The 12,941-nt window shown below is 38.7% G+C and carries 12 protein-coding genes; 9 read left to right on the top strand and 3 right to left on the bottom strand.

Features of this window, described 5'->3' with window-relative positions; all coding sequences use genetic code 11:
* Positions 1 to 359: 359 nt before the first annotated feature.
* The 5 genes from OM33_RS17055 to OM33_RS17035 all read left to right on the top strand — a co-directional run bounded on the left by OM33_RS17055 (position 360) and on the right by OM33_RS17035 (position 4,406).
* Positions 360 to 587 carry a helix-turn-helix domain-containing protein gene (locus tag OM33_RS17055; protein ID WP_040135351.1) on the top strand — a complete coding sequence of 76 codons (228 nt, stop codon included), beginning with the start codon at positions 360 to 362 and terminating at the stop codon, positions 585 to 587.
* A gap of 15 nt (positions 588 to 602) precedes the next feature.
* The gene (locus tag OM33_RS17050) at positions 603 to 1,208 is read left to right on the top strand and encodes a hypothetical protein (protein ID WP_040135349.1); all 606 of its coding nucleotides are present in this window, start codon (positions 603 to 605) and stop codon (positions 1,206 to 1,208) included.
* 36 nt (positions 1,209 to 1,244) lie between these two features.
* Positions 1,245 to 2,504, top strand: a complete 1,260-nt coding sequence (locus tag OM33_RS17045) for a serine hydrolase domain-containing protein (protein ID WP_052141119.1) — start codon at positions 1,245 to 1,247, stop codon at positions 2,502 to 2,504.
* Positions 2,505 to 2,782: 278 nt separating this feature from the next.
* On the top strand, positions 2,783 to 3,931 hold the full coding sequence (yiaY, locus tag OM33_RS17040) for an L-threonine dehydrogenase (RefSeq protein ID WP_040135348.1): 1,149 nt from the start codon (positions 2,783 to 2,785) through the stop codon (positions 3,929 to 3,931).
* Positions 3,932 to 4,169: 238 nt separating this feature from the next.
* On the top strand, positions 4,170 to 4,406 hold the full coding sequence (locus tag OM33_RS17035) for a hypothetical protein (protein ID WP_040135346.1): 237 nt from the start codon (positions 4,170 to 4,172) through the stop codon (positions 4,404 to 4,406).
* 87 nt (positions 4,407 to 4,493) lie between these two features.
* Here the strand turns inward: OM33_RS17035 and OM33_RS17030 are convergent, their stop codons facing one another.
* Complete coding sequence (locus OM33_RS17030) at positions 4,494 to 5,339, bottom strand: glucosaminidase domain-containing protein (protein WP_052141118.1); 846 nt, start codon at positions 5,337 to 5,339, stop codon at positions 4,494 to 4,496.
* Positions 5,340 to 5,711: 372 nt separating this feature from the next.
* On the opposite strand from OM33_RS17030, the gene OM33_RS17025 reads away from it, so the two are divergent.
* The 4 genes from OM33_RS17025 to OM33_RS22135 all read left to right on the top strand — a co-directional run bounded on the left by OM33_RS17025 (position 5,712) and on the right by OM33_RS22135 (position 10,181).
* Positions 5,712 to 7,052: a magnesium transporter gene (locus OM33_RS17025; protein ID WP_040135344.1), complete on the top strand. Its 1,341-nt coding sequence runs from the start codon at positions 5,712 to 5,714 to the stop codon at positions 7,050 to 7,052.
* A 334-nt stretch (positions 7,053 to 7,386) separates the two neighbouring features.
* Positions 7,387 to 8,130, top strand: a complete 744-nt coding sequence (locus OM33_RS17020) for a transporter substrate-binding domain-containing protein (RefSeq protein WP_199922619.1) — start codon at positions 7,387 to 7,389, stop codon at positions 8,128 to 8,130.
* 135 nt (positions 8,131 to 8,265) lie between these two features.
* Positions 8,266 to 9,282, top strand: coding sequence for a winged helix-turn-helix domain-containing protein (locus tag OM33_RS17015; protein ID WP_040135341.1), 1,017 nt, complete (start codon positions 8,266 to 8,268; stop codon positions 9,280 to 9,282).
* Positions 9,283 to 9,413: 131 nt separating this feature from the next.
* Complete coding sequence (locus tag OM33_RS22135; RefSeq protein WP_052141117.1) at positions 9,414 to 10,181, top strand: DsbC family protein; 768 nt, start codon at positions 9,414 to 9,416, stop codon at positions 10,179 to 10,181.
* A 55-nt stretch (positions 10,182 to 10,236) separates the two neighbouring features.
* Here OM33_RS22135 and OM33_RS17005 read toward each other — a convergent pair whose 3' ends face one another.
* Together OM33_RS17005 and OM33_RS17000 are read right to left on the bottom strand one after the other, a co-directional pair.
* Complete coding sequence (locus OM33_RS17005; RefSeq protein WP_040135339.1) at positions 10,237 to 10,599, bottom strand: flagellar biosynthetic protein FliQ; 363 nt, start codon at positions 10,597 to 10,599, stop codon at positions 10,237 to 10,239.
* A 76-nt stretch (positions 10,600 to 10,675) separates the two neighbouring features.
* Positions 10,676 to 12,898 (bottom strand): response regulator, encoded by a 2,223-nt coding sequence (locus OM33_RS17000; RefSeq protein WP_081991191.1) that lies wholly within the window; start codon positions 12,896 to 12,898, stop codon positions 10,676 to 10,678.
* Between the last annotated feature and the right edge of the window lie 43 nt (positions 12,899 to 12,941).

Raw genomic sequence — 12,941 nt, 5'->3', positions numbered from 1 at the left:
TTTATCTAAAGCGCATCTTACCTCTTAAGTGCATTGACTCTGTTTCTGGTTAAAATCATTTCACTTCTAGCCTCATGCTTACTCACAGTTACACGCACTTGTTCGCCAACACAATTAAAATCAATTAGCTTCTCAACAAAAAACTAAATGCAACCGTTTAATTAAAAACGATAAATTTAAAAGCTAACAACACAAAACATTCAGTATTAATGCAAGCAAACATGTGAGGTCGTTTAGTTTATGTATCCTCTGCCACACTGCTGATTAGCGCCACAAAAAACAATGTTAAACATCAAAAATTTTACGTTTATCATAAAACTTTATTTGACAAACATAAAACAACTGATTAATTTTAAACCATGACTATACGCATAAACTTAGATATAGAACTGGCTAAAAACAAAATGTCTTTGAAGCAGTTATCCAGCGACATCGGAATTTCAATGACAAATTTGTCTTTGCTTAAAAATGGCAAAGTAAAAGCCATTCGGTTCTCAACACTAGAAGCAATTTGTCACGCTCTGAACTGTCAGCCAGGTGATATTTTGCAATACGAATCAACTGAACCAGACAATATGTCGGATTAAATTAAGAAAGGACACATGATGAGCACGCGAGAAAATTTCATATCTGCAGCTGCCCCTGCACTGTTGGCAGTGCTATTTCCATTTTACTGGATTACTTTTTTAGGGCAGTCATTTAACGGGTTTGAAGAGGCATTTAAGCAAGACCTACTCACATTAAACTGGCGTGATCTACTGTTTGTATTAATAGGTGCTCTCGAGGTATTCGTTTACATTAGCCTGAGTAAACATTTGAAGTGTTATTTAAATGCAAACGCGGCACGTCTTTTATTACTAATGATGGCAAGCCTGGTCACCCTATTTCATTTAACCGTAGTGTTTGATATCTATTTAGCGTTAACACAATATAATTCGCTATCAGAAAATATCAGTTTTGCCGCCATGATTTTATCTTTAGGTAGTTTGGGCATATTCACTCTAGTTGCAGCCGTTTTTTCGATTGTAAGCTTAGTGAATAAACAATTACCCCCGCTTCTCAAAGCGTTTTGCGTTTTAATGCTATTGATGTGTATTTTACAAATGACTGTTGTGCTTGCGTTTACCAATGTTTTCCTATTCCCAGCAGCGCTGTTGATACTCTCTATTTATTTCGTCAAAGAAAGAGAAGAGCTTGAAGTAATTTAAGCCAATTAAGCCAGCTCACACTTACAAGGATCTGTTATGTCTGTGTTTAAAAGAATCATCAGCTTTATTACATTAAGTGTGACTTGGGGTTGCTTATGCCTTTATGGCGCGCTCAATGGGTGGTGGTTAACGTCACTTGCCTCTCAAGGGGATACACAAAACTTTATTAATGCTATACAGCAGCAACTGTTAACCGAAGCCAAAGGTAATTTGGCGATAACAGTAATTGAAAGTGGCCGTGTTGTGTCACAACAGTTCTCGCCATCAATCGATAAGATAAACCAAAATACCTTGTTCCCTGTTGCCTCGATGAGCAAATTATTTACCGCTTATGGCATCATTCAGCTGGCCAAAACAGGGGAAATAGATTTAGATGCGCCCATTGCGAATTACTTAACGCCTGCGTGGCAATTACCCGCATCCAGTTTTGATCATAATAAAGTGACTGTGCGCACATTGCTTTCTCATACTTCGGGATTAGTAGATGGTTTAGGTTTTGCTGATATCCCGGAAACACAGAGATTGCCAAGCTTATTGCAATCATTACAAAATCCACAAGGCGCTAATGGCAGCGTACAGCTTAAACTTGGCTATGCGCCAACAAGCCAATGGCAATATTCGGGTGGCGGTTACTTGATCACAGAGCACATCATTGAAAACATTACAGGTGTACCTTTTGAATCATTTATGGCAGACAACGTCTTTACTCCACTAAACATGAAACGTGCTACTTTTCAATTCATTGGCAAGCAAAAAAACATTGCAAACAGCTATGATAGCGCGGGGAAAAAAGCTGATTTTTATCAATACGCGAGTCCTGCTGCAACTGGGTTATTAGCAAGCTCGTATGATTTAACCCAGTTTGTGCTTGCCTTACAACAAATCGATAATAAAACGGATAAAACCATCCGCACTTTAACTCAGCCATTAGGTTATAAACTTGGTGCACCTATTTGGGGGATGGGGGTAATGCTTTACGCACCGACATCACAAGGGAGTTTCGTTTATGGCCATGATGGCGCAAACGAGCCAGCTATTAATAGTGCGCTTCGTATCAACCCCATCAACAAGGATGCAATCATTGTGTTGAGTTCTGGCGGCGATCAACTTGCTACTCACATTGCATCTGAATGGACATTTTGGCAAACCGGTATCCCCGACTTTTTAAATTTTGATAAGGCTATTTCCAGTGCCCTAATGCCTTTTACCGTTGGTATATTTCTACTATTAGTTGGTTTTGTGTATTTCTATCAAGTACACACAAAAACAGCATTAAGTCCAATATTGGATCAGTAACATCTTATGGGCTATTACGCGTTTTTTATGCCTTCATTTAAATGATTCCAAAGCCTGCTTTGATACAAGTAGTCAATAAGAGTAAACAAGATAACGAATATTCAGCACGTCTATAAGCCCTTCACAGCGCGTTAACAGCGTACCTACCAGCGCCATTAGATTAAAGTCTACATTGCTGCCTAACCTGCATTTGTTTTAAATCAACATGACTAACGGTGCAACATGTAACAATTTTAGTCGCAGGAACGTCACTCTCACTTAATAAGGACAAATCAAGTATGACTACCGCATTTTATATTCCAACGATAAATTTAATGGGCGCCGGCTGTTTAGCCGATGCAGCTAATAATATTCAAGCACAAGGATTTAAAAAGGGCCTCATTGTTACTGACAAAATTCTCAATCAGATTGGTGTTGTTGAAAAAGTACAATCCCTATTAACAGAGCGAGATGTGGCAACTGCAGTGTTTGATGGCACACAACCAAACCCGACAGTAAGTAATGTTAACGATGGATTAGCGATTTTAAAAAGTGAAAACTGCGACTTTGTTATTTCACTTGGTGGTGGCTCTCCCCATGACTGTGCAAAAGGTATCGCATTGGTAGCAACAAATGGTGGTCAAATTGCTGATTACGAAGGGGTCGACCAATCAGCTAAGCCCATGTTACCGCTTATCGCAATTAACACCACAGCAGGTACCGCATCGGAGATGACTCGTTTTTGTATCATTACTGATGAAGTACGTCATATAAAAATGGCCATTGTCGATAAGCATACAACCCCACTTATCTCTGTTAACGACCCAGAATTAATGCTTGCAAAGCCTGCTTCTCTTACGGCTGCAACCGGTATGGATGCGCTCACGCATGCCATTGAAGCTTATGTGTCAATTGCTGCCACACCCATTACGGACGCGGTCGCAATTAAAGCAATTGAATTAATTCAAACAAACTTACGAGAAGCCGTAACCCATGGTGATAATATTGAGGCGCGTGAACAAATGGCTTATGCCCAGTTTATGGCAGGAATGGCATTTAATAACGCATCCCTGGGATATGTTCATGCCATGGCGCATCAACTAGGTGGTTTTTACGATTTACCTCACGGGGTGTGTAACGCTATTTTATTACCGCATGTGCAACGCTTTAACGCAAAAGCAGTGCCAGGGCGTTTACGTGACGTTGCAAAAGCCATGGGTATCGATGTGAGTGACCTCTCGGAAAAGCAAGGTGCTGATGCAGCAATCGACGCAATAGTGAGCCTTGCCAACGATGTGGGTATTCCTTCAGGCATTGAACAGTTAGGTGCAAGAGCAGACGATATTCCAACATTAACCGAGAATGCGCTGAAAGACGCCTGTGGTTTTACAAACCCAATACAAGCAACTGCCGATGAAATCGCTGAAATTTTCCGCGCAGCAATGTAATCACTACAAGATATAACAATTATTATAAAAGGTTGATCTTGATGATTAACCTTTTTTATTTCATTCGCTTAGTTATTTCAGGTAGTAAAACTTAAACCTCGTAATTTGCATTAAAAACTAAGAAATAAAAACAAAATAAATTTTACCTTTACGACAATTATTTATCGTTTTACATAATAGACAATTCACCCTAATTTGATGGCGTTAAAACACACTTCAAAATTGTAAAAGGGTAAATATGAAGACTTTTTTAATGGTATTAACACTCGCAGCGAGCACATTTGCGCTTGCTAACGAAGAACAGGCTAGCGTTGACACTGTAAAAGACTCTTACGAATTCTGTCTTGATATGGCAGACGGTGAAGAAAATAAAGATAATGCTGTACTTTTTTGTGTTAATGACGAATTAAAGTCGCTGGGTTACAAACCGTTCGATACATTACAGGCGATTAAAAGTTTCATCAAAGCGGATTAATTAACACTTGAATTCCACAAAGATACAGACCAGAAAGGTTAGCTAATTGCTAACCTTTTTGTTAGAAGCCGAGGTACTTTAAGGGCACTATTTGCTTAGAGGAGAATGATTAAACTGCTGGTTAAAACGCTGCAGCTTATTTTGTTTTATAAACTTAACGACCTTGTTAACATATAAAGCGCCCTCTTCTGAGTAATTAATTAAAGCTGGCGCTAATGCAATACCTGTAATGATTTCACCATTTGTTCTTATTTTTGCTCGCTCTTTACGTAATTGATTATAAGCCGGATGGGTATTGAGATTACGAATATATGCCCGCACCGCATGATTAACCGTTGGAAATGTTGCTACTTCATGCCCTTTGCCACTATCTCGCGCTGAAGGTACGACACCACATCCTTTAGTGAAACACCATTGACCAAATAAATTGTTTGCTTGTTGAGCAAACCTTGAAGTACCCCAACCCGACTCGATAGCAGCCTGAGTTAATGCCAACGAAATGGGCACAATATCGATTCGACGCAATAAAGTGCTGAACTGTTGTTCATGGGGCAAAGTTGAATCTACTTTATAAAATGTTGCAACATCTGATAGCCACTTGAGTTGCTGTTCATTTAATTCAGTTAATGTTTCAAGTTCAATTATGGCTTTTCTTAGCACAAGGACATGCTGGTTTTCATTTGCCAAGATTGGATAAAGCATGGCAAAAAATTTGTCTTTCTTAGCCTTTACGTCTGTGTATTGGGAGAAATTAGGAAGTTGTTTTAATGGTGCTTGAATCGCTGATTCAACCTTTGGTAAGCGGTGATAATCCGCAATAGAAAAGTAATAGAGATAGCCAGCAACGCTAACTGCTAACACAAATAATGCAACAAGCATGCTCTTTTGCTTAAGTAATGAAAGGGCATCTCGCGTTAAGAAATTTTGTGGCACTGGTGACTCCCTTTAAACCCTTCAAGAAATTACAGTATTTGCTTCAAACTAACGGGTTTAAATACATACTTTAGTATTTTTCTTTGTAAAGGCTCAATACGCGATCCAACCTTGAAAGTTTAATTAGGAGGTTCGGCGATTAGCATATCTAACACGAGTTTATAAATCTAATAAATCGATTTATTTAAATTTGGTAGCGCTTAGAAGCATCTGTAAAAAGTCATTTTAAATTGCCTATTTACCTTCATCCACTAAGCTCAATAATAGCATCAAGAAAGATTATACAAACCTAAAGGTTTAGGTTAATGTGCAGCCTAAATGCGCACAACTATCGCAGCCACTCCTTTAAGCTTAATACATTGAGAATGAATAATGTCGGAACAATTACCTAATTTAATTGAAGAAGTCATTCAACAAACAACACCACAATCTGTTATCAATGATGCGTCAACAGTAATAGCACAGTCCGATGAGAAAGAACTCGCCCTGCTGCTCGAATCGTTACCAATTGAAGAGCGGATAGCATTATGGGAAACCATCGCGGATAAACGCAAATTAGATGTGCTCATTGAAATGCGTAGTGATCCTCGTGAAATACTCATTGAGTCAACAGACGCCACTCTTTGGGATACGCTATTTGTCGATATTGAAGCTGAAGACCTACTTGAACTGGCCGATTCATTACCTCAAAAGCTGCTGGCACAGGCTTATGCTGCAATGGATAAGGTGCAAAAGTCGTACTTTATTCAAGCAAATGAATATACCGAGGGCGAAATTGGACACTGGGCATCACATGCATTTTTGGTGTTACCACAAAATGCCAAAGTACGAGATGGTCTTCGTTTAATTCGTCGCGATATCCCTAGGCACTGTGATTTAATTTTTCTAACCAATCGTTCTGGTCAATTTTCAGAAGCGGTGCCAATAGCGTTATTACATACTCAACCAGAGCATGTGCCACTTGTTGACATTGCCCTTGATGATATTTCAGTGATTAATGATAAAGAAAGTTGTTTAATTGCAGCCAAGCAAGTGCAACTTTCAGGCTATGGCGCCTTGCCTATTGTTGATGAAAATCAGCAATTATTGGGGCGATTAGATGTCACCACCGCCGCTGAATTATCATTTGAAGAATACGAGCGTCAACTAATGGCCACTGCCGGTATGGATGAAGATGAAGATTTATTCGCTCCAGTAAAAAAAAGCGCACAAAACCGTGCAGTTTGGCTTGGCATTAATTTGTTAACTGCGTTTCTCGCCAGCGCATTTATTGGCATGTTCGAAGCTACTTTACAGCAAGTAGTTGCCCTCGCGGTCTTGATGCCAGTTGTGGCCAGTATGGGCGGCATTGCAGGCAGCCAAACACTGACATTGATTATTCGTGGATTAGCATTAAATCAAGTTTCACCTGCCAATGTCGGCGCCCTACTTTCGAAAGAGCTTAAAGTTGGCGGGCTTAATGGTATTATTTGGGCGTTAGTGATTGGTGTTGTTGCAGTGTTTTGGTTTGGTGATCCCATGCTCGGTGTGGTAATTGGGCTTGCTATTTTGCTTAACATTATCGCCGCCGCAACCGCCGGAATTTTTGTACCTGTAATATTGGATAAGCTTAAAATAGATCCCGCCCTATCTGGCTCTGTAATCTTAACAACCGTCACTGATATTGTCGGTTTTGTTGCTTTTTTAGGGCTAGGTACTTTATTTTTGCTGTAGCGGTCAAAAGCCGCTACATCTGTTCAAATCCAATAAAAACAAATTGCTCAGAGAATCACAAGATGATCTAACCGCGCCTCTGAGTGACAGTCAATTCACCAAATTAAAAGCGTACAAATATAAAAAAGTCGGTTTTATTACAGCTTTGCCTTTGTATGCTTTTAAAGTTTTGGCCAAATTAACAGTTCAAACAGTATTTAAACTTTGTTGATGATCAACTAAAGCGCATTCTTCGCCTAAATAGCAAGGTATCCTGCAAGTTCTGTGTATAATTACGTTAGCGTGTTTGCTTCACCACTTATCGCAGATGATTATTGTTAGGGCATTATTATTCATGGCAAAGTATTTCGTTGCTTTTTTTATCTTTTTATTTGTTACCACGGCACTTTGCACTCAAGCCTTTGCCGAAGGTAACGATCGCATTACATGTGGCATGGCAACAGGTTACCCTCCTTTTCAATACCTTGAAAACAATCAGCCAACAGGCTTAGATTACGATCTATTAAAGCGCGTTTTAACTGATAGCCAACAGCAATTAGAGTTAGTAGCAGCGCACTGGGATGATACGGTAAATCGTTTGCGGTTTAACTCAATCGACTGCGTTACAGGTATGGAAGTCACAGCACCTCGCAAAAAGTATTTTGATTTCACTGTGCCTTACTATTTTCGCTACACCGCTGTTTTCGTAAGAGATGAATTACCAAGCATCGAAGTTGTGCAAGATTTATATGGCAAAAAAATAAGTGGTGATAAACATTCAATTACTGAAACCATTTGGCAAGAAAAGCATATTAAAGATCATTTCCGCTTAGTTCAAACACAGAGCAAAGAAAAAGCCATGCAAATGTTAGCAAGTGGTAAAACCGATGCGGCAATTATGCCAAAAGCGGTGGGCTTGTATCTCGCCAAAAAGCACAATGTAAAAGTGAAAATAGTACATTCAAATTACCGTGGTACACCAGTCGCAATTGCGGTCAAAAAAGGTAACGCAAAATTACTTAATAAACTAAATAGTGCACTTAAACCACTTATTGAAAGTGGCGAAGTTAATACATTACTTGTTGGTTATCAGCGCTAAGAAAAGCGAAAGCAGACTTTAGGATCTCATAGTCGCAAATAACAAAAACGTAATTAACAGCGAAGACATATTGCCTTGTCCCTATTTTATCTTTATAACCTTAAATAAAAAGCAGTCTTGTAGTTAGGGATTATTATGGCTATTTATCAGTTTCTTGATTTTACATTTTGTGATCAAACCTTCAATTTATTTCAAGCAGGTGACGAATTAGCGATCAGACCTAAAACTGCGCAGGCCCTACTTTACTTTTTACAACACCCAAATAGGCTTATTTCTAAACAACAACTATTTCATGCCCTTTGGCAAAGTAGTGATGTACAAGATTACCGTTTATTTCAAATTATAAGTGAACTGCGTAAACTCTCGCCTGAACACAACTTAATTCGAACACAACCTAACTCAGGTTATATTTGGCAAACTGACGTTAGCTTAACGGTTGCAAACGATAAAAAGCGAATCAAAACTTTTGCTGTTGCAGCAAGTCTTTTATGTGTCTCGTGCATCTCAAGCCTTATTTTTTTCAACTCTGAGCACTCTCAACAAAAACAAGTAATGATGCCAGCCATGAGCAGTTACTCCAATGCAGTGCTTGCATTTCAAGAAGCGGATTATTCCCGAGCAGAGAAATGGCTGAATTTTAGCCTTAATGAAAACCCCGATTCCATTGATGCGCAACTGCTACTAGCAGAGGTGAAATATTTACAAGAGCAACATAACACCGCCAATACGCTCGCTTTTGCAGTATTAAACAAAGCATCGGAAACCAGCTACTATCGCGCTCAAGCACTAGACTTGTTAAGTCGTATTGCGTTCAAAACAAATCAACTAGATGAAGCATTACGTTTTGCCGTAAAAGGTAAGCAACTTATCAAAGGCGAAGTTGCCACATGCAGTGCGCATGTGGTGGACAAACGGATTGCATCCATTATTGAAAATACAAAAAATACCGAGCTGAATAAAGCGCTTGCACAGACCGAAAACGATAATTCAGCCACGATGTTAATCTCAAACATTCCAACGGAGGCGTCTCAAGCAAAAGCCTCTGTATCTCAACTTTGTCAACAACTTACCCAGCCCATTTCAGCGCTAGATAAGAGTAGTATTACGCCTGAATACACATTGTTTTACCACGAAAAACCACTTTATACGTAATTAAAAATATAATTGTAATTTATTGAAAAATAGTGATTTATATCTTTTTATAGCTAATTATAGATAGTTTTAAATGGGTTTGAACAAAAGGTGATGTAGGTTAGGTTTTTTAATAACAAGCCGAGTTACTTATGTCATTACTAAATAAATTTATAACACTCTTTTTTACGTTATCCCTATTCTTAACAGCTGCATTTGTCCATTCTGAAACATTGCAGCCATTTACAAACCACAACCAGCAAGTTGCCAAAATAAAACAGGCTCTATTTAGTCTACTTGGCAAACAAACCGAAGTGACAGTTGAGCCATATAACAACGACTTGTACCTCGTTATTACGGATGAACAGCGTTTCTTTTCAAGTCCGGATGGAAAATACCTTTACCTTGGGCAAGTAATCGATACCCAAAATAAATTAAACATCACAGAAGAAGCATATAAAAATCAGCGTGTGACACTATTAGCCGCTTTGCCTAGAGAGGCTTTACTGAGTTACAAAGCAAAAAACCAAAAGCATATCGTCACTATTTTCACCGATATCGATTGCCCTTTTTGTCGAAAACTGCACCAACATATTAAAGAGTTTAATCAACAAGGCATCACTGTTGACTATGTCATGATCCCAAGAGGGGGAAAAGGAAGTAAGGCATTTAGCAAAACAGCTGCAGCGCTATGTGCTAAAAATCCGCAATTTGCAATGAACAGTGCAATGTATTCAGGCAAATACAAGGGCGATGTTTCTGAAAGCTGTAATCAGCAACTGCAAGCCCAACAAAATATCGCCGCGCAATTTGGCTTTACCGCAACACCCACAATCTTGCTGGAAAATGGTGAAGCAATTTCAGGACTTATTTCACCATCGGATTTAGTGGCGCGTTTAAAAGCTGTTCAAAAAGGCTAAGTTTTTTAAATAAAAAAGTGCTTTGCATACAACAAAGCACTAAATTCTGATTTTGTTAACTTTTTGGCTCGAGGTGCGTAAAAGTGACTTTTTGCCATAACATCCAACTTAACACTACAGCAATTAACATAACGACCGAAAACGAGGGCAAAAAAGCAAAGTTCATAGCGTTAATACCGATGCCGACAAATATACCAACAAAAAATCCCGCTATTGTCGCGTTTTTCCAGTTTTTACTAACTTCAATACGCTTTTTACAATGGGGGCAAGAATACTTCCAAGGATTTATATTACGAAAACTATATAAAAAATTAATACTGTGATTACATTCTGGACATTTGGGATTCATCTTTTCGTTCTCTTTATTGTTTTCCTTTACTGTTGCATAGAGTAACGGCTTTTGAGGCAAGGGTTTCATTTTTGTGCCCAACGGCTTAACCAGATGTTTTTTGGTAAATATGTGCTTTAACAAAGTTTAAGTGTTAATTATCAGCTCACTGCGTTTTTGTAATGACCTGTTTTATTTCAGCCAATAGGTTTTCAGAATTAATTGGCTTACTGACATAGCCACTCATACCCACCTCATAACAGTATTCATCATCACCTTTCATTGCATTGGCTGTTAATGCGATGATAGGAATCGTTTTACAATGGCTAAAAGCAGCGCCATTGCGAATTATTCTGGTGGTTTCATACCCATCCATTTCTGGCATCTGACAGTCCATTAAAATCACATCAAATGGAGCATCAAGATGCTGTTCTAGCATTGCGAGCACTTCTTTCCCATTTTTAGCACTTACAAAATCAACTTGCCAATTAGCGAGTATTTGCTCTGTAATAACTAAATTAACAGGGTTATCTTCTGCGATCAGTACTCGTATTCCACAAAGATCGTCTTTGTTATTGCGGGTTTGATTTTCTCTATCCCATTCACTTAACTTAATCACATCAAATGCTGTAACAGGCAAATGCCAAATAAATGAGACTGCGGCATGATCACTAAAGTATGCTTCAAGTTCACTGTTAGGTGGCAAAATAACGCCCAACGTTAGCTTATTCTCAATGCAATAATTAAGGTATCTATCAAAGCGCTTTGTATCGTATTCTATTTTACTCAAGTCAATTAATATAAGTGCTTGTTTGTTGCTAGGAAGAACATCGTATGCAGCAGTAGTGACCGAAATGGTGTATTTTCTAAACTCATTGCTAATACTGGCAATCAACAGGTCATTTTCCGAATAAATGACGACTTCGTTAAAAGTAAATTGCGGTCGTTTTGATCCGGCTTGCTGGTTAATACCCACATGGACAAAAAATTGGAAGTGAGCCCCTTTTTCTTTTTCAGATGACACCAAAAACGCATCCCCTTGCATCATCTTACATAAGCTTTTTACTATGGTTAATCCAAGCCCGGTGCCACCAAAAACACGTGTGGTGGAAGCGTCACATTGGCTAAAAGATTTAAATAATTTGTCGGTTGCTGTTGCATCAATACCAATGCCTGTATCAATTACATCTGCTACTAACTGCCAATGCGAGTTATCCTGCTGCTTTAATGCCACAACCAGTTGCACACGGCCTTTTGCAGTGAATTTAATCGCATTACTTATTAAGTTTGTGAGGACTTGACGAATGCGGATAGGGTCGCTGTAAATATAACGAGAAGAGAGATCTTGAGTATCAATTAATAACGCAAGATCTTTATTGGTAACTTCAATTGCAAATGATTTCGCCACACTATCAATAAGTTGGTAAATATCAAACTCTTCTAAATGGAGCGTCAGCTTGCCGGATTCTATCTTGGAAAAATCTAGAATATCGTTAATTATTCCCAACAAGCTATATGCACTGCTGTTAGCTAGGGTCTTATAGCGTGCTTGCTGGGTTGTTAATTCACGATCGTTAATTAATTCTAAACTGCCAATCACACCATTGATTGGCGTACGAATTTCATGACTCATATTTGCTAAAAACTCAGACTTGAGTTCAGAGTGGTGTTCAGCTGCTTGCTTGGCTTGCTCTAATTGATGATTAGTTTCTATCAGCTGTTGTTGATAGCGTTTGTTTTTTTGATTTCGATACTCCCCAATCATAATGGCAAACGCAAAGTTAAGCAGCAGCTGGCTTGCAAAAATAGCAATCACAAAAAGCTGTGATTCAATGGAGTTATCTTGTTGTAAACTGCTGGCATTTTGAGAATTAAATAAAAACAGCTTGTTTGCAGAGAAGTAAAACATGATGAAAAGGCTCAAACCGATAAGTAAGCTGGATGCGCGATATTTGTCTCTTCCATGGTGGTATAACACCCATATTATCCAACAAGAGGACAAGGTAACTGTCACTACACCCAAGATAAATCGCCATTGATAAATGGGAAATACAAAAGTGAATAAGCTATGTAAAGTAACAAAGATTGCAAAATACACGCTCATCAATCGTTTTGGCACAGCTTTATCGCAGGCCAAAAAAAGCCCTGCGATTATTATTAAAAACGCCCCTTGAACTAGAAAATTAGGTAATGTGAAACGTAAGGAAAAAGAGAGTACATCCTGAATTGCAAAGAGCAACATGCTCAATGTAAAACAACAAGGGGCTAACGCCCAATAACCTGCAGCGCGAATATCTCTATTGGCAAACCATAAGAAAAGCAGCGAAATAGCCGAGATTAATACCCCGACACCACTCATCAATAATAAAGAAGACGTTGATAGCTGCATTAATCATCATTAGTAAAGGTAGTGGTTCACAAGATGCATGAAC

Source organism: Pseudoalteromonas piratica (assembly GCF_000788395.1).
Lineage (GTDB): Bacteria > Pseudomonadota > Gammaproteobacteria > Enterobacterales > Alteromonadaceae > Pseudoalteromonas > Pseudoalteromonas piratica.
The sequence above is the reverse complement of the archived record's forward strand: the minus strand, read 5'-3'. Positions and strand labels throughout refer to the sequence as shown.

Coding starts and splice junctions, on each gene's coding strand:
- OM33_RS17020 (WP_199922619.1), top strand. CDS start 7,387: ATGGCAAAGTATTTCGTTGCTTTTTTTATCTTTTTATTTGTTACCACG.
- OM33_RS22135 (WP_052141117.1), top strand. CDS start 9,414: ATGTCATTACTAAATAAATTTATAACACTCTTTTTTACGTTATCCCTA.
- OM33_RS17015 (WP_040135341.1), top strand. CDS start 8,266: ATGGCTATTTATCAGTTTCTTGATTTTACATTTTGTGATCAAACCTTC.
- OM33_RS17000 (WP_081991191.1), bottom strand. CDS start 12,898: ATGCAGCTATCAACGTCTTCTTTATTATTGATGAGTGGTGTCGGGGTA.
- OM33_RS17055 (WP_040135351.1), top strand. CDS start 360: ATGACTATACGCATAAACTTAGATATAGAACTGGCTAAAAACAAAATG.
- OM33_RS17005 (WP_040135339.1), bottom strand. CDS start 10,599: ATGAAACCCTTGCCTCAAAAGCCGTTACTCTATGCAACAGTAAAGGAA.
- yiaY (WP_040135348.1), top strand. CDS start 2,783: ATGACTACCGCATTTTATATTCCAACGATAAATTTAATGGGCGCCGGC.
- OM33_RS17035 (WP_040135346.1), top strand. CDS start 4,170: ATGAAGACTTTTTTAATGGTATTAACACTCGCAGCGAGCACATTTGCG.
- OM33_RS17045 (WP_052141119.1), top strand. CDS start 1,245: ATGTCTGTGTTTAAAAGAATCATCAGCTTTATTACATTAAGTGTGACT.
- OM33_RS17050 (WP_040135349.1), top strand. CDS start 603: ATGATGAGCACGCGAGAAAATTTCATATCTGCAGCTGCCCCTGCACTG.
- OM33_RS17025 (WP_040135344.1), top strand. CDS start 5,712: ATGTCGGAACAATTACCTAATTTAATTGAAGAAGTCATTCAACAAACA.